The organism is Sphingomonas sp. AX6 (genome assembly GCF_902506605.1).
Lineage (GTDB): Bacteria > Pseudomonadota > Alphaproteobacteria > Sphingomonadales > Sphingomonadaceae > Sphingomonas.
In genome coordinates this window covers 95,136-121,283 of the sequence record NZ_LR733979.1, presented here as the reverse complement: position 1 = coordinate 121,283, position 26,148 = coordinate 95,136, and the positions used below count along the sequence as shown (strand labels likewise).

The 26,148-nt window shown below is 64.8% G+C and carries 26 protein-coding genes; 4 read left to right on the top strand and 22 right to left on the bottom strand.

Features of this window, described 5'->3' with window-relative positions:
• Window positions 1–13 precede the first annotated feature (13 nt).
• The 20 genes from murG to ENHY17A_RS00505 form a co-directional block, all read right to left on the bottom strand.
• The gene (gene murG, locus ENHY17A_RS00600; protein WP_159709293.1) at window positions 14–1,150 is read right to left on the bottom strand and encodes an undecaprenyldiphospho-muramoylpentapeptide beta-N-acetylglucosaminyltransferase; all 1,137 of its coding nucleotides are present in this window, start codon (window positions 1,148–1,150) and stop codon (window positions 14–16) included.
• Window positions 1,147–2,376, bottom strand: a complete 1,230-nt coding sequence (locus ENHY17A_RS00595) for an FtsW/RodA/SpoVE family cell cycle protein (protein WP_443018277.1) — start codon at window positions 2,374–2,376, stop codon at window positions 1,147–1,149. The genes murG and ENHY17A_RS00595 overlap by 4 nt, the downstream gene beginning before the upstream one ends.
• Entirely contained in the window at window positions 2,373–2,870 is a 498-nt protein-coding gene (locus ENHY17A_RS00590) for a hypothetical protein (protein ID WP_159709292.1), read from the bottom strand. The genes ENHY17A_RS00595 and ENHY17A_RS00590 overlap by 4 nt, the downstream gene beginning before the upstream one ends.
• Window positions 2,867–3,937, bottom strand: coding sequence for a phospho-N-acetylmuramoyl-pentapeptide-transferase (gene mraY / locus ENHY17A_RS00585; RefSeq protein ID WP_159709291.1), 1,071 nt, complete (start codon window positions 3,935–3,937; stop codon window positions 2,867–2,869). Before mraY ends, ENHY17A_RS00590 begins: the two co-directional genes overlap by 4 nt.
• Window positions 3,937–5,310: a UDP-N-acetylmuramoyl-tripeptide--D-alanyl-D-alanine ligase gene (locus tag ENHY17A_RS00580; RefSeq protein WP_159709290.1), complete on the bottom strand. Its 1,374-nt coding sequence runs from the start codon at window positions 5,308–5,310 to the stop codon at window positions 3,937–3,939. Before ENHY17A_RS00580 ends, mraY begins: the two co-directional genes overlap by 1 nt.
• Window positions 5,311–5,479: 169 nt before the next feature.
• Entirely contained in the window at window positions 5,480–6,895 is a 1,416-nt protein-coding gene (locus ENHY17A_RS00575; RefSeq protein WP_159709289.1) for a UDP-N-acetylmuramoyl-L-alanyl-D-glutamate--2,6-diaminopimelate ligase, read from the bottom strand.
• Window positions 6,892–8,613: a peptidoglycan D,D-transpeptidase FtsI family protein gene (locus ENHY17A_RS00570; protein ID WP_443018276.1), complete on the bottom strand. Its 1,722-nt coding sequence runs from the start codon at window positions 8,611–8,613 to the stop codon at window positions 6,892–6,894. The genes ENHY17A_RS00575 and ENHY17A_RS00570 overlap by 4 nt, the downstream gene beginning before the upstream one ends.
• The gene (locus tag ENHY17A_RS00565) at window positions 8,610–9,308 is read right to left on the bottom strand and encodes a hypothetical protein (RefSeq protein ID WP_159709288.1); all 699 of its coding nucleotides are present in this window, start codon (window positions 9,306–9,308) and stop codon (window positions 8,610–8,612) included. The genes ENHY17A_RS00570 and ENHY17A_RS00565 overlap by 4 nt, the downstream gene beginning before the upstream one ends.
• Window positions 9,308–10,276: a 16S rRNA (cytosine(1402)-N(4))-methyltransferase gene (gene rsmH / locus ENHY17A_RS00560; protein ID WP_443018275.1), complete on the bottom strand. Its 969-nt coding sequence runs from the start codon at window positions 10,274–10,276 to the stop codon at window positions 9,308–9,310. The genes ENHY17A_RS00565 and rsmH overlap by 1 nt, the downstream gene beginning before the upstream one ends.
• Complete coding sequence (locus tag ENHY17A_RS00555) at window positions 10,273–10,761, bottom strand: division/cell wall cluster transcriptional repressor MraZ (protein ID WP_159709287.1); 489 nt, start codon at window positions 10,759–10,761, stop codon at window positions 10,273–10,275. The genes rsmH and ENHY17A_RS00555 overlap by 4 nt, the downstream gene beginning before the upstream one ends.
• A 369-nt stretch (window positions 10,762–11,130) precedes the next feature.
• The gene (locus ENHY17A_RS00550; RefSeq protein ID WP_159709286.1) at window positions 11,131–11,406 is read right to left on the bottom strand and encodes a hypothetical protein; all 276 of its coding nucleotides are present in this window, start codon (window positions 11,404–11,406) and stop codon (window positions 11,131–11,133) included.
• Between the two features lie 95 nt (window positions 11,407–11,501).
• Entirely contained in the window at window positions 11,502–12,479 is a 978-nt protein-coding gene (locus tag ENHY17A_RS00545; protein ID WP_159709285.1) for a cysteine synthase A, read from the bottom strand.
• A 55-nt stretch (window positions 12,480–12,534) separates the two neighbouring features.
• Window positions 12,535–12,882, bottom strand: coding sequence for a DUF962 domain-containing protein (locus tag ENHY17A_RS00540; RefSeq protein WP_159709284.1), 348 nt, complete (start codon window positions 12,880–12,882; stop codon window positions 12,535–12,537).
• Window positions 12,883–12,914: 32 nt separating this feature from the next.
• On the bottom strand, window positions 12,915–14,009 hold the full coding sequence (locus tag ENHY17A_RS00535; protein ID WP_159709283.1) for a hypothetical protein: 1,095 nt from the start codon (window positions 14,007–14,009) through the stop codon (window positions 12,915–12,917).
• 117 nt (window positions 14,010–14,126) lie between these two features.
• Window positions 14,127–14,531 (bottom strand): hypothetical protein, encoded by a 405-nt coding sequence (locus ENHY17A_RS00530; protein ID WP_159709282.1) that lies wholly within the window; start codon window positions 14,529–14,531, stop codon window positions 14,127–14,129.
• A 78-nt stretch (window positions 14,532–14,609) separates the two neighbouring features.
• A complete protein-coding gene (locus ENHY17A_RS00525; protein WP_159709281.1) occupies window positions 14,610–16,442 on the bottom strand; it encodes a DUF885 domain-containing protein in 1,833 nt (610 codons plus the stop codon).
• Between the two features lie 283 nt (window positions 16,443–16,725).
• Window positions 16,726–17,745 (bottom strand): OmpA family protein, encoded by a 1,020-nt coding sequence (locus ENHY17A_RS00520; protein WP_159709280.1) that lies wholly within the window; start codon window positions 17,743–17,745, stop codon window positions 16,726–16,728.
• Window positions 17,742–18,290 carry a hypothetical protein gene (locus ENHY17A_RS00515; RefSeq protein WP_236547672.1) on the bottom strand — a complete coding sequence of 183 codons (549 nt, stop codon included), beginning with the start codon at window positions 18,288–18,290 and terminating at the stop codon, window positions 17,742–17,744. The genes ENHY17A_RS00520 and ENHY17A_RS00515 overlap by 4 nt, the downstream gene beginning before the upstream one ends.
• A 145-nt stretch (window positions 18,291–18,435) precedes the next feature.
• Entirely contained in the window at window positions 18,436–20,304 is a 1,869-nt protein-coding gene (locus tag ENHY17A_RS00510) for an ABC-F family ATP-binding cassette domain-containing protein (RefSeq protein WP_159709278.1), read from the bottom strand.
• 204 nt (window positions 20,305–20,508) lie between these two features.
• Window positions 20,509–21,261 carry an energy transducer TonB gene (locus tag ENHY17A_RS00505; protein WP_159709277.1) on the bottom strand — a complete coding sequence of 251 codons (753 nt, stop codon included), beginning with the start codon at window positions 21,259–21,261 and terminating at the stop codon, window positions 20,509–20,511.
• A 62-nt stretch (window positions 21,262–21,323) separates the two neighbouring features.
• Between ENHY17A_RS00505 and ENHY17A_RS00500 the strand changes: the two genes are divergently transcribed.
• From ENHY17A_RS00500 to ENHY17A_RS00490, 3 genes are all read left to right on the top strand, one after another.
• Window positions 21,324–21,797 carry a GreA/GreB family elongation factor gene (locus tag ENHY17A_RS00500; protein WP_159709276.1) on the top strand — a complete coding sequence of 158 codons (474 nt, stop codon included), beginning with the start codon at window positions 21,324–21,326 and terminating at the stop codon, window positions 21,795–21,797.
• Window positions 21,797–21,976, top strand: coding sequence for a hypothetical protein (locus ENHY17A_RS00495; protein WP_159709275.1), 180 nt, complete (start codon window positions 21,797–21,799; stop codon window positions 21,974–21,976). Before ENHY17A_RS00500 ends, ENHY17A_RS00495 begins: the two co-directional genes overlap by 1 nt.
• A gap of 160 nt (window positions 21,977–22,136) precedes the next feature.
• Window positions 22,137–22,943 carry a hypothetical protein gene (locus ENHY17A_RS00490; RefSeq protein ID WP_159709274.1) on the top strand — a complete coding sequence of 269 codons (807 nt, stop codon included), beginning with the start codon at window positions 22,137–22,139 and terminating at the stop codon, window positions 22,941–22,943.
• A gap of 436 nt (window positions 22,944–23,379) precedes the next feature.
• Here the strand turns inward: ENHY17A_RS00490 and ENHY17A_RS00485 are convergent, their stop codons facing one another.
• A complete protein-coding gene (locus tag ENHY17A_RS00485) occupies window positions 23,380–23,763 on the bottom strand; it encodes a DUF1244 domain-containing protein (RefSeq protein WP_159709273.1) in 384 nt (127 codons plus the stop codon).
• 77 nt (window positions 23,764–23,840) lie between these two features.
• Between ENHY17A_RS00485 and pyk the strand changes: the two genes are divergently transcribed.
• Window positions 23,841–25,304: a pyruvate kinase gene (pyk, locus tag ENHY17A_RS00480; protein WP_159709272.1), complete on the top strand. Its 1,464-nt coding sequence runs from the start codon at window positions 23,841–23,843 to the stop codon at window positions 25,302–25,304.
• Window positions 25,305–25,430: 126 nt separating this feature from the next.
• On the opposite strand, the gene ENHY17A_RS00475 is transcribed toward pyk, so the two are convergent.
• Window positions 25,431–26,120: a nitroreductase family protein gene (locus ENHY17A_RS00475; protein ID WP_159709271.1), complete on the bottom strand. Its 690-nt coding sequence runs from the start codon at window positions 26,118–26,120 to the stop codon at window positions 25,431–25,433.
• Between the last annotated feature and the right edge of the window lie 28 nt (window positions 26,121–26,148).

Here is a 26,148-nt window from a genome sequence, read left to right as displayed (position 1 = left end):
GTCGAAGGGCCCCTCATGCCGCCGCCCTCGACAGCGCGACGGGACCAGCGGTCTGCGATCCGTCGACCCGCTCGACCAGATCGGCCAGGTCACGCACCGCATCGGGGCGACCGCAGCTTTTGGCGCGGCCCGCAGCATTCTCGAGCGCACGGGGTTCAAGCCCCAGTTTCTGCATCTGCTTGGCGAGTTCGCCCGGCGTGAACGCGCGCTGCTGGATCGTGCGCGCCCCGCCCGCATCCGAAATCTCCCGCGCGTTCGCGGTCTGGTGATCGTCGGTGGAGGTCGGAAGCGGCACCAGGATGGCAGGACGTCCGGCCGCCGTCAGTTCCGCAATCGTCGATGCACCCGCGCGCGCGATCACCAGATGCGCCCAGGCCAGCCGCTCGGGCATATCGGGCAGGTAAGTGGCGATTTCAGCCGGGATACCATGCTCGGCATATTTGGCGCGCACCGCGTCGATGTCCTCGATCCGCGCCTGATGCGTCACTTGCAGGCGACGGCGAAAATGGACAGGGAGCATGGCAAGGCCATCGGGTACCACCTGACTCAGCACGCTCGCGCCCTGGCTGCCGCCGGTCACCAGCACGCGGAAAATGCTTTCCTCGTCGAGCATCGGATAGGGCTTGTGACGCAATTCCAGCACCTCGGCGCGCACCGGGTTGCCGATTAGCTGCGTCTTGGCGGCGTGACGCGGCTTCAAACGCGCGACATCGGCATAGGAAGTGGCGATCGCATCGACCTTGCCCGCGACCAGCCGATTGACGCGGCCGAGCACCGCATTCTGCTCGTGGATGATCGTCGGGATCTTGTGATGGAACGCCGCGAGCAGGGTCGGGAACGCCGGATAACCCCCGAAACCGATCACGGCGGCGGGCCGGAAGCTGTCGAGCAGGCGGATCGCCATCGCGCGACCCTCCACCATCTTGCGCGCCGCGCGGAGATAACCGATTGGCCCGCCTGCAAACCGCCCGGCGGGCAGGACATGCGTCTGCACACCGTCGAACAGGCCGGGAAAGCGCACGCCGCGCTCGTCACTCACCAATGCGACGTGATGCCCGCGCGCGCGCAATTCCGCTGCGAGTGCCGCTGCGGGAACCATGTGGCCGCCGGTGCCCCCGGCCGCCAGTACGAAATGCCGCGAACGGCTCATCCACCATATCTCACATTATAGGTTGATCGCGACAGATACGGGTTCCGCCGCGTGAAGGCGAGCAATAGTCCCATCGCGATCGACAGCGCCACCATCGACGACCCGCCATAGCTTATGAAGGGCAGCGTCATGCCCTTGGACGGTGCGATCCCGACATTGACCGCCATGTTGATCAGCGCCTGTAGCCCGAACTGCGCGGCTAGACCTGCTGCGGCGAGCACGCGGAACGGGTCTTCCTCGTCCAGCAATTTGACGAACACGCGGATGACGATCCCCAGGAACAGCAACGCGACGATCGCGCACGCGATTAGCCCGAATTCCTCGCCGATCACCGCAAAGATGTAATCGGTATGCGCCTCGGGCAGCAGGAACTTGACGCGTCCCCCACCGGGGCCGGTTCCCACCACGCCGCCTGCGGTCAGCACCGAATGGGCCATGTCGGTCTGATACGTGTCGGTCACCTGCCCGCCTTCGCCGAACAGATAGCCGTCGATGCGGATTCGCGCGGTGTCGTAGAAGAAATATGCCGCGACCACGCCGCCGACGCCCGCGCCAAGCAACGTGCCGATGATCTTGTGAGAGGTGCCCGCCACCGTCAGCATGGTCAGCCAGATGAGGCCGAACACCACCGTCTGTCCGAAATCGGGCTGGAGCATCAACAGGCCGCCAATCACCGCGGTCAGCGCGCCGGTGATGAGCACGACCGGCAGCGTCTGGTCTTTGGCCCGGAACGACAACAGCCAGGCCGTCGTCACCACGAACATCGGCTTCAGGAATTCCGAAGGCTGAAACTGGCCGATCCCGACCGAAATCCAGCGCTTGGCACCGTTGACGGTCACGCCCAGCACGGGCGTCAGTGCCAGAAATGCGGCAAACACAACGAGGCCCAGAAGCGCCAGTCGCCGCGCGAGCGTGATCGGCAGCATCGACACCACCAGCATCACCGGGATCGACAATCCGACCCAGCCCGCCTGTTTCCAGAAATATTCCATCGGCGCGATGCGGTGCTGGATGTCCGAATAACGGTCGGCGGAGGCAGGCGACGCAGCCGCGACCGCAATCAGCCCGATCGCGATCAGGAACAGCGCCATCAACAGCAATACGCGGTCGATTTCCCAGAACCACATGGCCAGCGGCGAGCGACTGGAACGCCCGACGCGGCGGTCGAATTTCTCGCGCAGGCGACCGGTCGATACGCCTCCGGTCCCGCGCAACACATCGGTCATGTTCCCGCCCCCACGGTCGGCGCAATATTCGCGCCAAAGCTTTCCAGCCCCTTGTCGATCATAGACTGATCCACGTCCAGCGCCTCGCACGCGGCAATTGCGCAGAGTGCGACCAGATCGTCGCCCGGTCCCTGTAATCCCGGCCAGCGCGATGCGTTCAGGCACACGCCGGGTGCGACCTTATGCAATTCCTCGGCCCGGCCTGCCATCGCAACCTGGCGCGCAATCGTCCCCGCGCGCACGTCGCCGATTCCGACCACCAAGGGCGCACTCTTGGGTCGCGCCAGCAAATGCTGGACGATCAAAGCGTCACGCGAAACATCGATGCCGGGATCGACCCCGGTCAGCACCGTCACGCCGCCTGCGGGTTCGTCATCGGCACGGATCAGCCGCACCGCGCCCGCATCGCTCAGGATATGCGCGATCAGCTTCGCGGTGCGCGGACCCACCCCGCACACGAACACGTTGGCGTGGAGGGGGACGCCCGTGCTCACCGCAATTTCAGCGTGGACAGGCCAGCCAGCGCCAGCACCAGCGCAATGATCCAGAAACGGATCACCACGGTCGGCTCGGACCAGCCCAGTTGTTCGAAATGATGATGGATCGGCGCCATGCGAAACACGCGCTTGCCCGTGCGCTTGTAGAAGAACACCTGGATGATGACGCTCAGCGCCTCGACCACGAACAGCCCGCCGATGATCGCCAGCACCAGTTCGTGCTTGGACACCACTGCGATCGCACCCAGCGCGCCGCCCAGCGCGAGGCTGCCGGTATCGCCCATGAACACGGCTGCGGGGGGCGCGTTAAACCACAGGAACGCCAGCCCCGCCCCCACGATCGCGCCGCAGAAAATGGCGAGGTCGCCTGCGCCCGGCACATGCGGAATGCCCAGATATTCGGCGAAGCGCGCATTGCCGACCAGATAGGTGATGACCATCAGCGCGACCGCGGCGATGATGACCGGCATCGTCGCCAGCCCATCGAGCCCGTCGGTCAGGTTCACCGCATTGCCGAACGCGACGATCGTGAACGCGGCGAACAGGATGTAAAAATAGCCCAGATCGATCGAGATATGCGAGAAGAAGGGCACGTACAGCATCGTCCCCGATTGCTGGATGATGATCCAGCTCGCGACGCCCGCAATCGCAAACTCGCCGAGCAACCGGATGCGCCCGGAAACGCCTGCGGTCGTGGCTTTGCGAACCTTGTCGTAATCGTCGAGAAAGCCGATCATGCCGAAGCCGATCAGCACGAACAGGCACGCCCACACCGACGGATCGGACAGGTCCATCCACAGCAGGACGGAAAAGGTCAGCGAGGTCAGGATCAGCAATCCGCCCATCGTCGGCGTGCCGCGCTTCGCCAGATGCGATTGCGGGCCGTCCTCGCGGATCGGCTGCCCCTTGCCCTGGCGAACGCGAAGCCAGCCGATGAATTTGGGGCCGATGATCAGGCCGACGAACAACGCGGTCGCAACCGAAGCACCCGCGCGGAACGACAGATATCGGATCAGGTTCGAGACGCTGGGGAAGCCCAGATATTCGGCAATGAGGTAAAGCATCAGCCCCTTCCCGACAGGCTGGCGACGAGTGCCGACAGCCCGACTGCGTTCGAACCCTTGATGAGGACGGCGTCGCCCGGCGACAGAATCGCGTCCAGCGCGTCCCGTGCCTCGGCGGCGGTCGCCACATGGACGAATTCGGTGTGACCCTCAAGCGCCTTGGCGAGTGCCGTCATGCCGCCGCCCACCAATATGGCGTAGGAAACGCTCGCTTCGTCGAGCGGTGCTGTGAGCGCGGCGTGATAGGCGTCGCTGTCGTCGCCCAGTTCGCGCATCTCGCCCAACACCGCGATGCGACGCGTGGCGGGTTCCACACCCAACACCTTCAGCGTCGCGCGCATCGATGCCGGATTGGCGTTGTAGCTTTCGTCGATCACCAGTGCCTCGCCACCTGGCAGCGCAACCGTCAGTCGCGCGCCGCGCCCGGCCAGCCCCTCGAGTTCGGCCAGCGCCAGCCCCGCTTGCGCCAGGTCGCCGTCCACCGCATCGACCCCAGCGAGAATGGCCATCGCATTGGCGACCCAATGCTCGCCGGGGGGCGCGAGCGTAAAGCTCAATTCCTTATCGCCGACACGTGCGGAAACGAAAGTGCCACCGCCCAGTGCCGCCATCCGTTCGATCGGATGAACGTCGGCGTCCTTGCTCAACCCGAAGGTGACGATTTTCGCCGCATGAGGACTGGCCGCGGCGATCAGCCGGTCGCGGTGCGGACTATCATAAGGGATGATCGCGACGCCGCCGGGTTCCAGCCCTTCGAAGATCTCACCCTTGGCATCGGCAATCGCTTCCTCGCCCGAAAAGAATTCGGTGTGCGCAGGCGCGATGGTCGTAACGACGGCGACGTGCGGACGCACCATTCGCGTCAGCGCCGCAAGCTCGCCCGCATGGTTCATTCCCATTTCGAACACGCCGAACCGCGTGTCAGCGGGCATCCGCGCCAGACTCAGCGGCACGCCGGTATGATTGTTGTAGCTTTTGACCGATCGGTGCGCGGCACCGCGCGAAATCCGATCGAGACAGGCGAACAAGGCTTCCTTGGTCCCGGTCTTGCCGACCGACCCGGTGACGCCGATGATCTTCGCATCGGTGCGGGCGCGGGCGGCGATGCCCAGCGCCTCGAGCGCCGCCATCGTATCGGCGACACGGACGTGCGGGTGGTCGCAATCCTCCGATACGATCGCCCCCGACGCGCCGCGATCGAATGCCTGGGTCAGGAATTTGTGCCCGTCGGTCGCCTCGCCCCTTAGCGCGATGAACAGCGTTCCGGGCGTAACTTCGCGTGAATCGAACGCGACCTGTGTGGCGGTGAAGTCGGCAGATGCCGTGCCGCCGTTATCGGCAGCAATATCGGCGGCGCTCCATAGCCCAATCATTTCTTCCTCCCGAAGGGGGGAAGGATACGATGACTAGGCAGCTTGCTGCCTAGTCGCAGTTGGATGGGGGAAGCGGCACGGCGCGGCGCGCGATTGCCAATGCAATCGCTACCCCCACCCCGACCCTCCCCCCGAGGTGGGAGGGAGATCATCGTTTGCGGCACACCCATCACGCCGCTTCCTCGCGCGCAACGACCACGTCGTCGAACGGCAGCACCAGATCGCCGACCAACTGCCCCTGTTCATGCCCCTTGCCCGCGATCAGGACGATGTCTTCCGCGCCCGCCATCTCGATCGCCGCGCGGATCGCCGCACGCCGGTCGCCGATTTCGGTCGCGCCGACCGCGCCCGTCATCACCATCGCGCGAATAACCGCCGGGTCTTCGTTGCGCGGATTATCGTCGGTGACGATCACCACATCGGCTTCGGCCACCGCGACCTTGCCCATGTCCTCCCGCTTGCCCTCGTCGCGGTCGCCGCCTGCACCGAACACCACGATCAGCTTGCCGGTCGCATGGGGCTTCAATGCCGCAATCGCCGCTTCCAGCGCGTCGGCTGTATGCGCATAATCGACATAGACCGGCGCACCCGACCGCGCGATCACCGCGCGTTCCAACCGCCCGCGTACCGGCTGAAGCCGCGATAGCGCCGGCAGCGTTGCCTTCGCCTCGCCGCCGGTTGCGATCACCAGCCCGGCGGCGACCAGCGCGTTTGCCGCCTGATAGGCACCGATCAGCGGCAGGTTGACCTTATGCTCAACCCCCTCATGCTCGATCACCAGTCCCTGCCCGAGCAGGGTCGGCGCGCGGCTGACCAGCCGCAACGTGTCGCCATGCGTGCCCACGGTCATCAGCTTGTTGCCGCGCGCGTGGGCCAGATCGACGACACGTTCCGACTGGGGATCATCGGCCCACACGACCGCGGTGCCATCGGCGTCGAGCACCTCGGCAAACAGCCGCAGCTTAGCGGTGAAATAGGCCGCCATGTCGCCATGATAATCGAGGTGATCGCGGCTGAGGTTGGTGAACGCGGCCGCCTTCACCCGCAACCCTTCGGTGCGATACTGGGTCAGCCCGTGGCTCGATGCTTCGAATGCCAGATGCGTCACGCCTTCGCGTTGCAATCCGGCGACATTCGACAGGAAGGTAACGACATCGGGCGTCGTCAACCCGGTCGTCACGCGCTCGTCGGGCGTGGTGACGCCAAGCGTCCCGATCGAGGCGGCGTGATGCCCCGCCATTCGCCACAATTGTCGCGTCAGTTCGACCGTCGATGTCTTGCCGTTGGTGCCCGTCACCGCGACCGAGATTTCAGGAAACGGCCCGAAGAATTGCGCCGCCAGTTCGGCGAAGCAGGCGCGCGGGGAGTCGGCGGGGATGTGCAGCGCGCCCTCGACCCTGGCCTCGCGCCGAGCGACGACCGCGATCGCCCCTGACGCAATCGCCGCGTGGATGAAATCCTCGCCATTCACCCGCGCGCCTTCGAACGCACCGAAGATCGTGCCGGGCGCGACCTTGCGGTGGTCGATGGCAAAGCCCGTCACGGTCGCATCGCCCCCTCCGGCTGCAAGCGCGGACAGCTTCATTCCGCGTTCGCCATCGCTTCGCGCTCGCCCGGCGCGCGCCACATCAGCGACTTGAGTTCCGCCGTGTCGATGTCGGTGCCGCGATCGGGAATCACCCCCAGCATCGACCCCGTGCGCTGGATAACGCGCGACACGACCGGCGCTGCCGTCCAGGCGGCTCCCGTGAATCCGAACGTGTCCGACGTGCCCTTGGGCGCATCGAGCATCGCGATGACGACATAACGGGGCGAATCCATCGGAAAGGCGGCGGCAAAGGTAGAGACGTTCACGCTGCGGCTATAGCCACCCGATCCCGGCTTTTCAGCCGTCCCGGTCTTTCCCCCGACGCGGTAGCCGGGCGCTTCGGCGCGACGGCCCGTACCTTCGGTCACGATCATCCGCAGCATCTGGCGAATCCGCCAGCTCGTATTCTGCGAAAAGACGCGCTTGCCGGGCGAGGCCCGACCCGATTCGACCTTGAGCATCGTTGCCGGGCGCAGGATGCCGCCATTGACCAACGCGGCATAGGCCTGGGCCAGATGCAGCGGCGTCACCGCGATCCCGTGGCCATAAGCGGTAGTCATCACCGTGGTCCGACCCCAATAGCTCGGCCAGATCGGCTTGCCCTTTTCGCGGATTTCGATGTTCGGCGCTTCGTCGAATTCCAGGTTGCGAAACAGTTGCTCCATCCGCGCCTGCCCCATTTCCTCGGCGATCCGCGCAGTGGCGATATTCGACGAATGAACCAGCAATTCGGGCACGTTCAACCAGCGATTCTGCGGATGATCGTCGCGGATGCGGAAGCGTCCGACCTGCAGGGGCGCGGTCGCGTCGTACCGCTTCGCCATCGACGTGACGACGCCGGCATCCATCGCGCCTGCCATTGCGATCGGCTTGAACGTCGATCCCAGTTCATACTGGCTCTGCGTCATGTTGTTGCGCAGCATGTCGTCGGTGGCACCGGCGATGTTATTGGGGTTGAAGGTCGGCAGCGACGCGATCGCGACGACTTCGCCGGTATTGACGTCGAGCACGATGCCGCCCGCGCCCGCCGCCGAATGCTTGGCCATCGCGCGCGACAATTCGCTTTGCAGCGCCGCCTGCACGCGCACGTCGATCGACAATTGGGTTGGTGCGGCGCGCGCCGTGGGATCGGTGAGCTGCGCGTTAAGCGCACGCTCCATGCCGCGCATCCCCTCGCCTTCACGGCTGAGATAACCGAGCGCGTGCGCGGCCATCGTCGCCTGGGGATAGAGCCGCTCGGGCTCGCGCGAAAAGGCGATGCCGGGCTCGCCCAGCGCGTTGACGTCCGCCACCAGTTCGGGAAGCGCACGACGCTTCAGATAGGTGAAGGTAAAGTCCGATTCGAGGATCTGGCGGTACTGCGCTTCGGTCCGGTCCGGGATCACGGCGGCGAGTTGTGCTGCCAGTGCCGCCTTGTCGCCGATCACTTTCTTGGGGTGAATCCCGATCGACCAGGCATCGATCGTGCGCGCCAACGGCGCACCATTGCGGTCCACCACATCCCCGCGCAGCGGCACCATCGCGTTGGCAGCAGTCGCCGCGCTTGCAGGCTCGACCGTAATCGCCAGCAGCGCCAGCCGGAAAATCACCACTGCGACGCACGCCGTGAAGACGAGCATCAGCACCATCAACCGCGCATGAGCGGCGACGACCATCGGATTGCGTGACCCGGCACCTCGCCGGTCGATCATCTGCGGGGCGGTCAGGACGATCAATTGCGGGGACGAGCCTCCGTGCGCGCGGCTTTCATCAGGTCGCCCATCGTCGAATCGCTCAGCAGCTTGCGGTCAAGCGATGCGACTTCGGCGCGCCGTTGCTGGCGCGGCGCAGGCTTTGCGGCGGGTGCCGACGCGGTGCGAACGGGCTTGGTCGCCGGTGCAGCCGCGACGCGAGTCGGCTTAGCGGCCTGTTGTTTCGGTGCAGCCGCCTTGGGCGTCGCATCGGATAATTGGCGCGCCGGAGTCGCTGCCGCAACCGAAGCGGTCTGCACAGGCGCAGGCGACTGGCTGGCTTCGCGTTCGGCGATCTGCGCGCGCTGAATGCCGCCGCGCACCGCGTCGTCGATTTCCGCCGTCATCGTCGGCACGACATAGCTGGCATAGCGCATACCGGCATCGCCCTCACCCATGCCGCGCGCCGCCAGTTCGGCGATGTCGCCTGCGAATTGTTCGGGCTGGGGGGCGCCGAGCGCGAAGACTTCACCGTTCCAGCGCTCGAGCTGTGCGAAGTTGGCGCGCGTCTTGAACTCGGTTTCCAGGTTGCGGATGTCGCGCTTCGCCTGACGGATCGCCCGGTCGACGCTTTCGACACGCGCGCGTTCGGCCGCGACTTGCGACATGACCACGTAGCAGCCGGGCGCCACCACGAGACCGCACAGGAACCACCCCATGCCCTTGAAGCCCAACGCCATTATCCGTCCCCTTTATTCGACCAGGCTTCCGCGGCGGTCCGGCGCGCGACCCGAAGCGTCGCCGAACGCGCGCGCGGATTACGCGCCAATTCACTTTCACTTGCCCGCACTGCGCGGGCCGGTTTGTCGAAACTGGGGAGCCGATTACTCCCCAGTTCCGGGCGGTGCCGCGATCCCGCCGGTTGCGACCCGGAGCGCTCGCGGAAAAACTGTTTCACCAGCCGGTCTTCCAGGCTGTGAAAGGTGACCACAGCCAGCCGACCGCCGGGCTTCAGCACGCGCTCGGCGGCTTCCAACCCATCGACCAGTTCGCCCAGTTCGCGATTCACATGGATGCGGATCGCCTGAAAACTGCGCGTCGCCGGGTCTTTTTTGTCGTGAGGTTTATGCCCCAGCGACTTGCGGATGATGTTGGCGAGTTCGGACGTCCGCGTGATCGGACGCGCGGCGACGATCGCACGCGCGACGCGGCGTGACTGGCGCTCTTCGCCGTAATTGTAGAGGACGTCGGCGATCTCGGCTTCGTCGGCTTCGTTGACGAAATCGGCCGCGCTCGGCCCCGACTGGCTCATCCGCATGTCGAGCGGTCCGTCCGACTGAAACGAGAAACCGCGCGCCGCCTGGTCGAGCTGCATCGACGACACGCCGATGTCCATCGTCACGCCATCGACCGGGATCGCGTCCAGTGCCGCCAACTCGCTTTCCATCGCGGAGAAATCCGCCGCAACGAGGGTCAACGCATTGCCGCTTTCGGCCTCCAGCGCGCGGCCGTTCGCAATCGCGTCGGGATCGCGGTCGAACGCGATCACCCGCGCGCCCGTGGCGATCATCGCGCGGGTATAGCCGCCTGCGCCAAAGGTCGCATCGACATGAGTCTCGCCGTCGGCGATCGCCAGGCCGTCGATCACCTCGTCCAGCAAAACCGGCAGATGCGGCGCATCGCGCGGGATCAGACCGACCGCGCTCACAGCGTCACCTTCTTGTCGTCGAGGCAGAAGGCACAGATTTCCTTCAATTCCTCGTCGTCGCTCGACGCCATCAATACTTCCGGTGCCCAGATCTCGAACGTGTCGCCATGGCCGACGAAAAACGCCCAGTTGCCGATCCCCGCCTTCATCTTGAAAAAGCGCGGCAGGATGAACCGGCCGGACGGGTCGAACGGGGTGCGCTCCACCTTGCCGAATGCGTTCGCCTTGGCACGGGTGGGCACGACTCCTCCGTCCAGGCCAGCTTTCTCTTCGGCTTCGATTTCGCGGTTGTGGATGCGCCCGAATTCGTCCTTCGAACGCTCGACGTCATAAGCGCTCAGGCAGAGGCCATTGCGGCGAACGACGATGGTGCGGCTTTCGGAATTCCGCTCCATGGCGGCGCGCAAGTCGGCGGGAATGGCGACGCGACCCTTCGCATCGACCGCCTGCAGCGCAAAGCCTTCATAGAGTTCTCGGTTCGTCACGCTTCACCCCAAAGCGGCGAACACACGCCTCTCCCGTTCCGAAAAAGCGGCCCTGCCCGCCCGTCCGGTGATCGTCAGGAAATAAGGAGCGTGCCCCCTCGGACGAATTTTCTAACTCAAAGCAGGACGGGTCGCAACGCCTCTTACGGGGATTTCATGGGATATAGCCCCACTTTAACCATTAGGGTTCGTACATTTTAGCGCAAGGATGCTTTGTTCTCGGTAAGTTTTGTATTTGCTGAACATCGTTGCCAGATGCATGCGCACGGGCACACGCAGCGAGCCCGACTCGCGCAGTTCACAAGAATCCGGAATGGAATCCGTGCCCATTCAGGCAAGCGGAATAGGCCGATCCAAACGGCCTGCGGGTTATTCGATGATGGGGACCGCCGGGATGGGCGTTGCCGTGGTCGTGTTCGACGTGCTGGGCGCAACACCCAGTTCGGCGAGCGGCTCTTCGGTCTTCGCCGCCTCGGTTGCCGACGGCGTCGGCGCGGCGGTCAAGTCGGCAACCACGTTCGGGCGCGGCGCACCGATGGCGGTCACCGGTTCCTCATTGGAAGCGGACGTGTAAATGGCACTTCCGACGCCGATCAGCAGCACGACCGCTGCCAATCCCGTCATGCCCACGCGGATGCGTTGCATCGCTTGCGTGTTATCGTGCGAACCCGACTGCATAAGCGTGACATCCGGGTAACACCCGAATTGAACATAGTCCAGTTTTGCAGTCATTCGCGCACTCAGCCGCGAGTCGGCAGCCCTTTTTCGGCAAGCCAGGCGTCGTTGTAGAGCGTTGAAAGATAGCGGAATCCGGTATCGCACAGGATCGTCGCGACTCGCTTTCCCGGCCCCAGGTCGCGCGCCAACCGCACCGCGCCCGCGACGTTGATCCCCGAAGACAGGCCCAGGCACAGCCCCTCTTCGTCGAGCAGGCGACGGGTCCATTCCAGCCCCTCCTCATCCGAAATCCGGTATTGGGTGTCGATCGGCGCGCCTTCCAGATTGGCGGTGATCCGCCCCTGTCCGATCCCCTCGGCAACCGAATTGCCTTCGGACTTTAACTCGCCATGCGCATAATATTCGTAGAGCGCGGCGCCGTGCGGATCGCTCAGGGCTATGGTAACGGCTTCGTCAAATTCCTTGAGGCCCAGCCCGACGCCTGCCAGCGTCCCGCCGGTCCCGACCGCGCAAGTGAAGCCGTCCACCCGCCCCTCCATCTGTTCCCAGATTTCGCGCGCGGTGCCGACGATGTGCGCCCGGCGGTTGGCGATATTGTCGAACTGGTTGGCCCAGACCGCATTTTCGGTTTCCTCGGCAATCCGGCGCGAGGTGTGGACGAAATGGCCGGGATTGGAATAGGGCGCGGCGGGGACCAGCACCAGTTCGGCCCCCAGCGCGCGCAACGTATCCATCTTCTCGCGGCTCTGCGTCTCGGGCATGACGATGATCGTCTTGTAACCCTTGGCATTGGCGACCAGCGCCAGCCCGATGCCGGTGTTGCCCGCCGTTCCCTCGACGATCGTCCCGCCGGGCTGGATCGCCCCGCGTTCCTCGGCGTCCTGAACGATGAACAGCGCCGCGCGATCCTTCACGCTGGCGCCGGGATTGGCATATTCGCACTTGCCAAAAATATCGCATCCGGTGGCGTCGCTCGGTCCGTTCAGGCGGACGAGCGGGGTGTTCCCGATCAGGTCGAGCGTGGTCGTCGCAATGGTCATGGTGCCCTAAATGGCGCGGCCCCGCACGCGCGGCAAGCAATGTTGGTTTCGTTCGTTACAATCGCTTGTTGTCAGCAGCGAACACCCCAGCCGCCTTCAGATGCGCATCCAGCCGACCGGTCAGCCACAGAAAGAACATGCGGTAATCGCTGACCAGCGACCACAATGGATGGGTGAAGGTCGCCGGGCGGTTCCGCTCCACGCGGAAATGCGCGAACCAGGCGAAACCGTATCCGGCAAGCGGCACCGCCAGCCACCACCAGCCGCCAGACAGGATCGCGATCCCGAGGAAGACGAAAGTCAGCGCGGTTCCGGCGTAGTGAAGCGTGCGAGTCTCCGGCTTCGAATGTTCGCGCAGATAATAGGGCCAGAACGCGTCATAGCTTGGGATGCGGTTCGACATGGCCGCGATGCTACCCCGAAATCACGCGGCCGTCACCCGTCGGTTGGCGAGACACTGCGCGGTGCCACCCATTCCCGCCAGTCAGCATCCAGCGTGTCGATATCGGTCGCGATGCCGAGCGATGCGCCATGGCGCGCCAGCCAGTCGGCGGTCGTGCCTCCAGACGCAAACGTCTCCGCTGCGGTCACGAACGCGCGCGAAGGTCCTGCCCGCTCGATGAGATAATCGGCGAACAGCCGCGACTGGAGATAGAAGAGCAATCCCGAGGCTGCCAGCGACCGCGCCTCGTCACCACTTACGACGCCGACCCGGCTGATCCTGACGGGTGCGCCCGCCTGCGGCGTCGTTCCCCTTGGCGATCGCACGGTAGCAGGCATGGTGAAGGACTGCCCCGCCATCGGATGATCCGTCGTCAGAAATTTTTTCAAGTCAAGCAATCGCTCGCGTTCGCTGCCGCCCTGTTCCAGCCGGGACGCGAAACCGCTACGGCGTTCGGCGGTCAGGACGTCGTCCTCCATCAACACGGCGGCGAGTTCGTCCATCCAGTCCGGCCCCGGACCACCATATTGACGTGTGGCACCCGCGACCTTTGGCGGCTCCGGCCACCAGCCGCGCATGTACCAGCCATGCCCCAGTTCGTGCGGCACCACCCCGCGCTCGCGTCGATCGATCGCTTCCGGCGTTTGCCGCGCCTGCTGTTGCGCCAGCGCCGCCGTCACCATCGCTTCGGTTGCTTGCGTCGTCGCACCCTCGGCCTTTGCCCGCGCTTCGACCGCCCTTCGGACCGATGCCGCCATGCCATCCGACTGCGCTTTCGCGGACAACCAAGGAAACCGCCAGACATAGCCCGCCGCCGCCAGCGCGTCGCCGATCGCAGAATCGAATGCGCCATCCCCTTCGATCAACGCATAGAGGGGCGGAGTGCGATCGAAATGCCGGGCAAAGCGCACCTCGCCTTGCGCGGCGATCGCCGCGAGTGCGGCGGCGCGATCCGCGGTTGCCGCCAGCACGACGCCGTAAGGAGTGTCCGCACACTGCCCAACCTCGGCTGCAATCGGCTCAATTTTGGCACATCCTCGATCACCGTCCTGCATCGCCGTCGCCGATGCGGCGATCAGCATCAGCATCACGGAACTCGTTAGGTAGACCAGATTTTCTCGCGCCATGCGCATGTGACCGCTCCCCGTCGTATTGGGGATGGTCTAATAACGACTACATATGTAGTCAATAGCACTCGAAAATGGTCAAGCCGTCCGGGGAAGCCGACCCACATCGTCCAGATCGTCGGCGAACAGCCAGGTCTCGGCTGAGGCTATATCCTCGAAACATTTTGCCTCGCGCCCGTTCAGCGCGCGCATCAATTGGCTGCGCGCCAGCGTCGGCGCGGCAACGAAGGCCAGTTTGCGCGAGCGATAGACCGGATCGGCGAGCATATCGCGAAACGCGACTACGCTTTGCTGCGGCTGGATTTTCATGTCGCGCAGGTCGTTGAGCGTCAGGTGGCGGTTCGGCCCGCACATCAGATCACGATGTGCCACCGTGCGTGCACGCAGGAAACGCTGGACGTCTTCAGGCTCGAACAGCCCACGCATCTCGATCCGCACCAAGTCGCGGGAGGGATCGACGTGAATCGAAAATTCCGCACTCATGGGATGACCCTACCGATGTCAGCGCTACCAAAAGACTAACGGTGCCATGCCGATGACACCGTTCGCCATAACGTGGGGCTAAGCCTTTCGGCCCGCGGCCCAGCGTTCCATCAACGCCTCCAGCACCGAAATCGGCATCGCGCCTGCGCCCAGCGCCGTATCGTGAAATTCGCGCAAGTCGAACCGGTCGCCCAATTCCGCCTTCAACCGATCGCGCAGCGCGACCCAGCGGGTCTGCCCGACCATGTAGCTGGTCGCCTGGCCCGGCCATACGGCGTAACGCTCGATCTCGGTCGCCATCGACGCTTCGGGCTGACCGGTATTGGCGACCATGTAGTCGATCGCCTTTTCGCGGCTCCAGCGCTTGGCGTGGATGCCGGTATCGACCACCAGCCGCCCGGCACGAAACATATAGCTTTGCAGATAACCAAGTTGCCCCCAGGGGTCGTTCTCATACGCGCCCAGTTCGTCGGCGAGCTGTTCGGCGTAAAGCCCCCACCCCTCGGTATAGACCGAATAATTGGGTAGCTTGCGGATTTCGGGGATGCCTTGCGCTTCCTGCGCCAGCGCGATCTGGTGGTGATGGCCGGGCGTCGCTTCGTGATAGGTCAGCGTCGGCAGCGTCCAGCTCGGGTTTTCCGCGGTATCGCGCAGGTTGATGTAATAGGCGCCGGGACGCGATCCATCGAGTGCCGGAACCTGATAATAGCCGCCCGGGGCACCTGCCTCGATCTCCGGCGGAACGCGGCGGATTTCGACGCCCGCCTTTGGCATCCGCCCGAACACCGCAGGCAGCCGCTTGTTCATTTCCGCCATCTGCGCGTTGAGGTCGGCGAGCAGCTTCGCCTTGCCCTCGTCGGTATTGGGATAGAGGAAGCGCGGCTCCTTGCCGAGCGCGAGCATCCGTTCGGCGACGGTGCCGCTGGTCATGCCCTGCTTCCTGAAGATCGCATCGGCACGCGCGGTCAGCTTGGCCATTTGGTCGATGCCGAGTTCATGGATCTCGTCCGCAGACATGTCGGTCGTCGTGGCATAGCGCAGGCCGTAGGCGTAATAGGCATCGCCATCGGGCAGCCGCCACACGCCCGCGTCATGCACCGCCTTGGGTCGAACGGCGCGCAGCACATCGGCCTGACGCCGCATCGCCGGATAGATACGATCCCGCACGATCGCCGCACAGCGCCCGGCCCAGTCGCCCGCGATATTCTTGGCTTTGGTTTTGGTCGCAAGATTGGTGGTCAGCCCGTTGGCTTCGGGCGTGGGTTTCAGAATCGCCGCATATTGCACCAGCGCCTTGTCGATCGCGAAGTCCGGTTGGATCACGCCCATCGCGTGCTCGGTGCGCATCCGTTCCGTCTCATGGCCGAGGCCACCGGCAAAGGCGTTGCAGCGCGACAGATACGCCTCGGCATCGGCGGCGTTATTGATCGGATGCTGGTTGATCAGGAAATCGGGCGTCGCGCGGTACGATCCGCCAAGTTGGCTAACGGTATAGGGTTCGGGCCAGCTATGCGTGCCATATTTGAAACGATCGAACGCATCGATCTGATTCTGCCAGGGCGCGCGAAACGTATCGTAATTGACCCGGTCCATGCCCGTAAGTTGGCCCGCGTCGATCGCCTTCAGATCGGCAAGCGCCTTGCGATACTGGGCATGGTTGCGCGCGATCCCCGTGGGCGAGCGATCGTCCAGCCGAGCGCGCGCCGCAGCATTTGCGCCGGTGTCGAGGCCAAGCGCCGTCCGCCCTTCGGGGCTCATGTCCAGCATGGTTTCCCACACCTGCGCGAGGAGCGCGTTGAGCTTCGCCGCCTCTCCGGTCGCGGGTGCAGCCGCTTGAGCGAACACCCGCGTCGGAAACAACGACAGCGCGCCCAGTGCAGCGGTGGAGCCGATCAAGTCGCGGCGTTGCATGCCAAAAATCCCCTCTGATTAGGTGTAGTGCTGATCTATAGCACCTCATCGATCAGAAGAAAGTGCCTTGTCATTGGGAGCACGCACTGCCTCGGTAGCATAGGGCCGATTGGCAGTCGGGTGCGTCATAACACCACCGTCACCCCGGACTTGTTCCGGGGTCCACCAAACCGCTTGCGCACAGTCTGATTTCTAGAGTTACGCTTGCTGCTTGGTGGACCCCGGCACTTCGGCCGGGGTGACGGTTGGATTCGGCTCGGCTTTTCCCGAGCATCGAGCCGACCTAGGGTGTCGGGGTCGCCGCCTGTTTCGGCAGGATCACCTCGACGCGCCGGTTGCGCTGGCGCCCGGCTTCGTCGTCCGATCCGTCCGAATTGATGTTGGGCGCAACCGGGCGAAGCTCGCCCAGCCCGATCGTGTTCAACCGTGCCGCATCGACACCCTTTTCAGCCAGATACGCCTTGACCGCCTCTGCCCGCTGTTCGGACAGCCGCTTGTTATAGGCGTCGTCGCCGCGCGCATCGGTGTGCCCCTCAATCGCGATCTTGCCCTCACCGCCGGCGGCGATCAGTTGTGCGAGACGATCGAGCGTCGGCTCTGCGCCCGCCTGGATCGTCGCCTTGTCGAAATCGAAGGTCACGTCGCCCGGCAACGACACGAGCGTCCCGCGATCGGTATCGACCGCGCCCAGTTCGGAGCGTAGTTCCTGCACCGCGCTCAGGCTGCTGGTCGCCTGCCCGGCGGCCCCGAATTGCGATCCGCCGCCGGTCGCGGCGCCGAAACGTCCGGTCGGCAGCGACTGCATGTTCGACAGCGCCGTTACCTCGGGTATCGACCCGCCGCGCGATCCTTCCAGCGGCAAACTCACTTCCAGCCGTGGGTTGCGGGTATATTCGCCGCCCGAATCATGTTCGTTGAGGATCATCACCACGTTGCCGGACGAGGGCAGCGCGCCGGCGAACACCAGTTCGCCGTCCATGGTCTTTCCCGGCTGCACCGCCAGGTCTTCGTTGGTCGGCGATGGCACCAGCATCAGCTTTTCGCCGCTGTCGGTGACGATGTAGCTTTTGTCGGTCAGCGCATCGAGTTCGATCTCCCGGTCGCGCCCGTTCAACACACGGATCGCGACGACGGCGCGCTCGCCCGACGCGCGCACCGACAGCACTTGCAGCACGACGCCGCTCGGATGCGCGATCTGCGCATCGACCGCCGCCCCGTCCCCGCCGCCACCGATCGCGCCGATGCCGCCGTCGCACGCGGCCAACGCGACCATCGCCGCGATCGCCCAGCCCGCGCGGTTCATTGCGCAGGCTCCGTCAGGGGCAGGTCGATGCGGAACCCGGGCGTCGTGGTATATTGATTGTCGCCCGATTGCTGCTCGTTAAGCACCATCACGCCAGTACGAACCATCGGCAGACGACCCAGAAACACTAGCTCGCCCTCGAACGTCTGGCCCGCCGGCACCGTCAGCCGCGCATTGCTGGCCGGGGGCGAAAGGAACAGCCGCTCACCGCTCTCCAGCAACAGGAACCCGTTGCGATTGTTCGGGAACCGATTGAGGTCGATTTCCCGGTCGCGCCCGTTGATGACGCGGATGCCGACCGCGGTATCGGTCTGGCGCGATTGCAGCGACGTCACCTGAAGCACGACACCATTGGGGTGTGCGACCTGAATATCGAGCGGCTTGGCCTGCCCGCTGTTCCACAGCGTCGCACCGCCCGGCGTCGCGGCGACTGCACCGGCGGTGGTCGTGTTGTCGGCAACTGCCGCATTGCCATCGCCACCCTGTCCGCAGGCGGCCAGCGCGAGCCCGGAGGCGATCACGATCATTGATTTCGCTGGGTTCATGTCCGGCACCACTCCCTGTATCTTGCCGCAAGCCAACGCTTTCGCATCCGAAACGTGCCGCTAACGCAATCGAAACAGGCGTATTTACCAGGCGAGAGACAGCCGAGTCCGACGAGCCGGGCAGAAATGGCGATGGGCAGAGCGATCAGGCGGCGATGCGTTCCAGCACTTCGCTGATCTCCAGCCACTGCGCTTCCAGCGTATCGAGCCGCTCGGCAACCTCCGCGCGCTTTTTCATCAGCTCGCTCACCGTCAGCTTGGCAAGATCGCCCTTGGCCTGATCGGGCGCGAACATCGCTTCGTCCAGCGCCTTGCGCCGCGCGGTCAGCTTGGCGATCTCGCCCTCGGCATCCTTGGCGGTCTTGCGCAATTCGGCCTGCTTCTCGCGCGCTTCGGCAGCGGCCTTTTTCTCCGCCTTGCGATCGGCCTTGGACATCGCGTCGCCCTTGCCCGCATCGCCCTTCAGCACCAGCGCGATATAATCGTCGAGGCTGCCGTCATATTCGCGCGCGGTGCCCTCATCGACCAGCACCAGCCGATCGGCGGTGAGTTCGAGCATGTGGCGGTCGTGGCTAACCAGCACGACGGCGCCGGTGTAATCGTTGAGCGCCTGGACCAGTGCCTCGCGCGCATCGACGTCCAAATGGTTCGTCGGCTCGTCGAGGATCAACAGGTGCGGCGCATCGCGGGTGATGAGCGCCAGCGCGAGGCGCGCCCGCTCGCCGCCCGACAGCTTGCCGACCTTGGTCGTCGCCTTGTCGCCAGAAAAGCCGAACCGGCCCAGTTGCGCACGCACCGCGGCGGGGCTCGCGCCCTTCATATTGTGCGTCATGTGCTCGAGCGGCGTATCGTCAGTATCGAGTTCCTCGACCTGATACTGGGTGAAGTATCCGACCTTCATCTTGGACGAGGCGTTCATCGCGCCATCCATCGGCGTCAGTTGCGCCGCCAGCAACCGCGCCAGCGTGGTCTTGCCATTGCCGTTGCGACCCAGGAGCGCAATGCGATCGTCGGGATCGAGCCGCAGGTTGAGCCGCTTGAGGATCGGCACTTCGCTATACCCGACACTGGCGAGGTCGAGGGTGATGAGCGGCGGGCGCAACTCGGTGGGGTTCGGGAAGCCGAACGAGAGCGTCGGATCGTTGAAGCTTTCAGCGATCGGCTGCATCTTCGCCAGCATCTTCTGGCGCGACTGCGCCTGCTTCGCGGTCGAGGCGCGCGCCGAATTCTTGGCGATATAGCTCTGCAATTTCTCGCGCTGCGCGGCCTGGTTGGCGCGCGCCGCCTCGATCTGCGCAAGCCGCTCGGCACGCTGGCGCTCGAACGCATCGTATCCGCCGGGATAGAGCGTGATCTTGCCGCCCTGCAAATGCAGGATGTGATCGACGACGTTGTTCAGGAAATCGCGTTCATGGCTGACGACGACGATCGTCGCCTTGTAGCCGCGCAGGAAATCCTCGAGCCACATCACCGCTTCGAGGTCGAGATGGTTCGACGGCTCGTCGAGCAGCAGCAGATCGGGCTGCGAGAACAGCAACGCGGCCAGCGCCACGCGCATCTTCCACCCGCCCGAAAAACTGTCGAGCGACCGCGCCTGCATCTCCTCGTCGAAGCCCAGGCCGAGCAGGATCTGCGCAGCGCGTGCAGGCGCGGTATAGGCGTCGATTGCGATCAGGCGTTCGTACACATCGCCCAGCCGGTCGGGGTCTTCGCATGTCTCGCTCTCGATCATCAGCGCTGCGCGTTCGAGGTCGGCGGCAAGCACGGTGTCGAACGGAGTCGCGGTGCCCGACGGGGCTTCCTGCGCGATATAGCCGATCTTGGCCCCGCGCGGCATCGACGCCACGCCTGCATCGGGTTCCAGCATCCCGGCGATGACGCGCACCAGCGTCGATTTACCCGCGCCATTGCGCCCGATCAGGCCGACGCGGCTTCCGGGCGGAAGGGCCGCCGTCGCGCCGTCGAGAATGACGCGCCCGCCCAGGCGCACCGTGATGTCGTTCAGGTTGAGCATGATGCGCGGGCTGTTAGCAGATGCAGCACGGATTGGCGAGTGGGTGTGGGAGCGCTCCCTATAGTTCCGAAACTGTACTCCTGCGAAAGCAGGAGTGCTGGGAAGCGCAGTGATCGCTGGCGGCCAGCGCTCCTGCTTTCGCAGGAGCACATGCCTTGTTTCAAAGGAACAAGCACCGAACCAGTACGGATGTCGGTGCGCGCCCTATCCCCGCCGCTCCAACCACCAGTCCTGCCGCCAGCCCCGCACTTCCGCAACAGGCTGCCCGTTCTGCCCCAGCGCCGGGCGATAGCGGAACCGCTGTTCGATCAACCGGCACGTGGTCGCGTCCAGCTCGGCATTCCCGCTCGATCCCGTCACCGCACAGCCGCGCGCCCGGCCATCGGTGCCGACGGTGAACCGCGTCGTCACGCTTCCCTGCGCCCGCGCGCGTCTGGCGCTGCGGGGATAATCGCGGTCGAGGATCGCGCCCGTCGTCTTTTCGGCCCGCGCGCCACCGCCGCCGCCTTGCCCATCACCGCCCCGCCCACTGCCGGTTCCCGTGCCGGTGCCACCCCCGCCGGTCCCCGGTCCCGGCACCGGTGCCGCCCCCGCAGACGCGTCCGCACCGTTCCCGGCGACTGGTGCCGCCACGAGCGGCGAAGGCTGGGGGAGGCGCACCGGCGGCGCGACGACCGGCGTCGCGATCGCCTCAAGCGCGGGCGGTGCCGCCGCGCCCTCCTCGCGCGGATCGGCAGCCGGTTCGGGTGTGGCTTCGACCAGCGGTGGGCGCGCGGGGACGGTCACATCGAAAGCGGCGAGCGATGATTGCTCGACCGCGCCGAAGCGCACCTGCAAACCCTGCATCAGCGCCAGCACGATCAGCGCGTGGATGCCCGCCACCGCCGCGATGGCGACGGCGCGTTCGCGCTTCGAGGTGGGGGACGCCCGTTTCACGCTGCCGCATTTATCACGCATGGCTGAACGCGGGTGGAACATTTGGTGCGAAACGCCCATCTTATGCGCATGGAGAGACAATCATGAGCGTCGCCTTTCGCCGCGAAAGCGATGAGGAACACAAGGAACCCCGGTTCGAACTGCCGCTGCCCCCCGGTCCCAATCTGGTGACCGCGCGCGGGCTGGCGTTGATGCGCGAGCGAGTGGTGCATTTCTCCGCAGCAGTCGATGCCGCCCTGGACGACGACGCGCGCAAGGTCGCAAAGCGCGACTTGCGTTACTGGCAGACGCGCGAGACGACGGCGGAGATCGTGCCCGTCCCAGAACCCGGCGAAGTCGCGTTCGGCACCCGCGTCACGTTCCGCCTGAACGGCCAGACCCGTACGCTCGATCTCGTTGGCGCCGACGAAGCCGATCCCGAGGCCGACCGCATCACCTTCACCGCGCCACTGGCCCAGGCAATGCTGGAAGCCCAGGTCGGAGAGCGGGTCGAATTCAACGGCAAGCCCGAAGCGATCGAAATCCTTGACGCCCAACCCATTCCGAAAGACGCCTGATGAGCGACAAGTTCGAACGCCACCGCCAGCCGTGGAAATCAGACGAGCTTCAGAAACTCCACCGTCTGGCGGCCAAGGGCATGGCAGTGCGCGCCATCGCCAAGGCGCTCAACCGAAGCGAGGAATCGGTCAAGGACCGCGCCAAGCTGGACGGGCTGAAGATCGCCAAGCTGCATTGAGCAGGGTGCTTCCCAACCCAATCCGTCATTCCCGCGAAGGCGGGAATCCATAAGCGCCGACATGGGTTATGGATTCCCGCCTTCGCGGGAATGACGGAATCAGACGGGGAACACACCGGCACCGATCACCGTTTTTCGCCCTTAACCGAGGAGAGGTCGAATGCGGTTCATTCTGTTGCTTGTCCTGCCGCTGGCCGCGTGCGGATCACCATCATCGGACAATGAAGCGCTCCCGGACGTGCAGAATGCTGCGCTGGAAAATGCCGTGACGCCAACACTGCCAGCCGGCACGCTTCCAGATAACAACGCTCTGCCAGCGCCCGGTTCCCCGACCCTGCCCGACGACCTGATCATCTCCACCAACGAGCCCTTCTGGCAGGCCCGAGTATCGCGTGACGCGGTCATATTGACCGGCATCGATCAGCCCGAACGGCGCTTGGCGATCGTCAACAGCAACGAAGCAAGCGACGGTCGCGTTATCCGCGCTCGCGATGCGCGCGGCACGATCGACGTCACGATCCGCAACATGCCCTGCGAGGACAGCATGTCGGGCGCGCGCTTCCCCTTCTCCGGCAGCCTGACCATCTCCGGTCGCGGCAATGCCGAAGGCTGCGCCCGCCTCGCCTCCGCCCCGCCCCCACGCGAATCCGCGCCGGAGGACGTCGCCGACACCCCGCGCATCCCCGCCGCCTATGTCGGTCGCTGGGGCAAGGATATCGCCGCGTGCCGCAACCCAGCAAGCAGCATCGAAGGCCTGACCATATCCCCCCGCGAACTGCGCTTCCACGAAAGCCTGGGAATCCCCACCCGCGTCACCCGCCGCGATGCGGATACGATCGCAGTAACCTCGGCTTACGAAGGCGAAGGCATGGAATGGACTGCAACGCAGACGCTACGTCTCGGCGACGGCGACCGGTTGATCGTCACGACGCGCGGCGAAAACTTCGAACGGGTAAGGTGTGGGTAGTGCGAGTCTGCGCGCACCGGCTTGCCGTCGTGTCTACCGAAAGCCGACGCGGTTAACGGATGCACGAACGATTAAAACTGGTTGGAGTGCTGACACTATGCTCTCCGCGGATGCAAAAATAATCGTGACACGATGAGAATCGCGACGACAAGACCGGCGATCAGCGTAACAATCTCAAACGACGAACTCATTCGATCTTTCAAGAGCCAGAAGATCACAAAAGCACCAAAGCCAATCCAAACATTCTTTGGAATGACAAGCGGAGTCTTACAACCATTGCAGGCAAACGGCTTTCCAAGGCCCCATTGCGTCTTCAAGAAAGGGACCGGTTCGCCACAGGCGGGACATAGAGGCGACAGAGAAACCATTCCCGCAAGTTATCGATGCTTCAGATTTCCGCAACAGGCCGTTTGCAGACAGGCTGCTTAACCCAAACTCACCGCCCCGGATCGGTCATTGCGGGCGGATCGCTCGCCGGAAAACTCTCCTCTAGCGCCTCGTCCAGCGCATCCTCGCGCGCATTGCGGGCGACGCTTTCCTCCATCCGCCGCAATTGATCCTCGGTCGCGGGCGATTGATGCTGCGTTTTCCATTGCTCGGGCGGCATGCCGTGGATCAGCGTCCGCGCCGCGCGCTTGTCGAGCGGATGATCGGTGCCGCGTGATGCGTCCTCGACCCAGTCGGCCAGGCAATTGCGGCAAAAGCCCGCCAGCCCCATCAGGTCGATGTTCTGCGCGTCGCTCCGGTGACGAAGGTGTCTGACCAATCGCCGGAAGGCGGCGGCAGCCACAGCATCGTCCAATTCGTCGAGTTCGGCCATTTTCTAACGTCCTTCCGGTTGATCCGTCGCGAATAGCGGTTAGACCAGCGACCGCACAAGTAAGGCCGCACCTCCCCATGTCCAAATCGATCCAGCCCCGCACCCGCAAGGTCCGCATCCTCGCCACGCTCGGCCCCGCCAGTTCGACGGTAGAGATGATAGCCAAGCTGTTCGACGCGGGTGCCGATGCCTTCCGCGTCAATATGAGCCATGGCGACCAGGAATCGAAAATCCCCCTGATCCAGGCGATCCGCAGCCTTGAGAAGACCTATGGCCGCCCGACGACGATCCTCGCCGACCTTCAGGGGCCGAAACTGCGCGTCGGCAAGTTCGAGGGCGGGCGCACGATGCTGGAGACCGGCAAGACCTTCACGCTCGACCGCGATCCGACGCCGGGCGACGCGACGCGCGTCGAACTCCCCCACCGTGAAATCTTTGCCGCGATCGCGCGCGACGCACGCCTGTTGCTCGACGACGGCAAGCTGGTGCTGCGGGTGACCGACCATAGCGACGACCGCATCGAAACGGTGGTCGAGGTCGGCGGTGCGCTGTCCAATTCCAAGGGCCTGAACGTCCCCGACGTCGTGCTGCCGATGGCCGCGCTGACCGAAAAGGATCGCAGCGATCTGGCATTCGCGGTCGAACAGGGTGTCGACTGGATCGCACTTTCGTTCGTTCAGCGGCCCGAGGATCTGGCCGAGGCGCGCAAGCTGATCGGCGGCAAGACCGCGCTGCTCGCCAAGATCGAAAAGCCCTCCGCCGTCGCGCGGCTGGAGGAAATCGTCGAGGCGTGCGACGGCGTGATGGTCGCGCGTGGCGATCTGGGCGTCGAATTGCCGCCGCAATCAGTGCCGCCGATGCAGAAGCGCATTGTCGAGACTGCCCGTCGCCTGGGCCGCCCGGTGGTGGTCGCGACGCAGATGCTCGAATCGATGATCACTTCGCCTTCGCCGACGCGCGCAGAAGTGTCCGACGTGGCGACCGCGGTTTACGACGGCGCGGACGCGATCATGCTCTCGGCCGAAAGTGCCGCGGGCCAGTGGCCGATCGAATCGGTGGCGATGATGAACGCCATCGCCGACGCGGTCGAACGCGATCCCGCGCATGGCGACCGCGTGCATTTCACCGTCACCCGCCCCGATCCCACGACCGCCGACGCGCTGGCCGAAGCCGCCAAGACCATCGCCGCGACCGTATCGGCAAAGGCGATCGTGTGTTTCACCATGTCGGGATCGACCGCCCGCCGCATCGCCCGCGAACGGCCCGCCGTGCCGATTATGGTGTTGACACCCCGCCACGAAACCGCCCGTCGGCTGGGGCTGCTATGGGGCTCGCACGCGGTCCACACCCGCGACGTCGAATCCTTCGAGGAAATGGTCGCCAAGGCCAAGCGAATGGCGCTCCGCCACAACCTCGCCAAGGGCGGCGACCGCATTGTGGTGTGCGCTGGCGTGCCGTTCGGCGTGCCGGGATCGACCAACGTGCTGCACGTGGTGCAGATCATCGGCGACGAGTTGAAGGGGTATAAGGACGGGAATTGAGGCGCGCGGCCTCTCTATCTTCCTCACTAATCGTCATCCCAGCGAAAGCTGGGATATCCAGCCGTATCGCACCACCGCCTGATATCCCAGCCTTCGCTGGGATGACGATTGGGGTGGGGGATAGCGTTATTGGTGGAAGGTCGCGAACTCGTCTGTCGCCGCGCGCGGCACCGACCAGTTATTCACCGCCGCATCCCCATCGCGATACCCGATCGCCATCCCGGTAAACAGCATCTGACTGTCCGGCACCCTCAGAAAATCTCCAACCGTCCGCGGCCACAGCGCCCACGCTTCTTGCGCGCAGCTATCCAGCCCCGCCTCGACCAGCAACAGCATCAGCGTTTGCAGATACATCCCGCAATCCGACCATTGCGGCGGGCCATGATCGCGCTCGACCGTGCAGAACAGGCCCACTGGCGCGCCGAAGAACTGGAAATTCTCCGCGAACACCGCCTGCCGCCGCGCGAGGTCACCGCGTTCGATCCCCAGGGCGTCGTACATCGCCGCGCCGACGCCTTTCCGCCGATCGTTGAACCGCTCGCCGAGATGAGGCGGATAAACCGCATATTCCGCGCACTCGCCCATCGGCGCTTCGGTGACGCGGACTGCCATGAGGGTCTTTAGGCGCGTCATCGCATCGCCCGAGACAATGTGGATGTGCCAGGGCTGGAGGTTGCCGCCGGACGGGGCGCGGGCCGCGCGTTCGATCAGCGTGCGAAGGAGCGTCAGATCGACGGGCTGATCGGTGAAGGCGCGGACCGAGCGACGCTGCGCGACGGCTTGGGTAACGGAGAAGTGCTGTTCGGGCTGGGTCATCCACCAACTCTAGCTCGACCTGCATCGA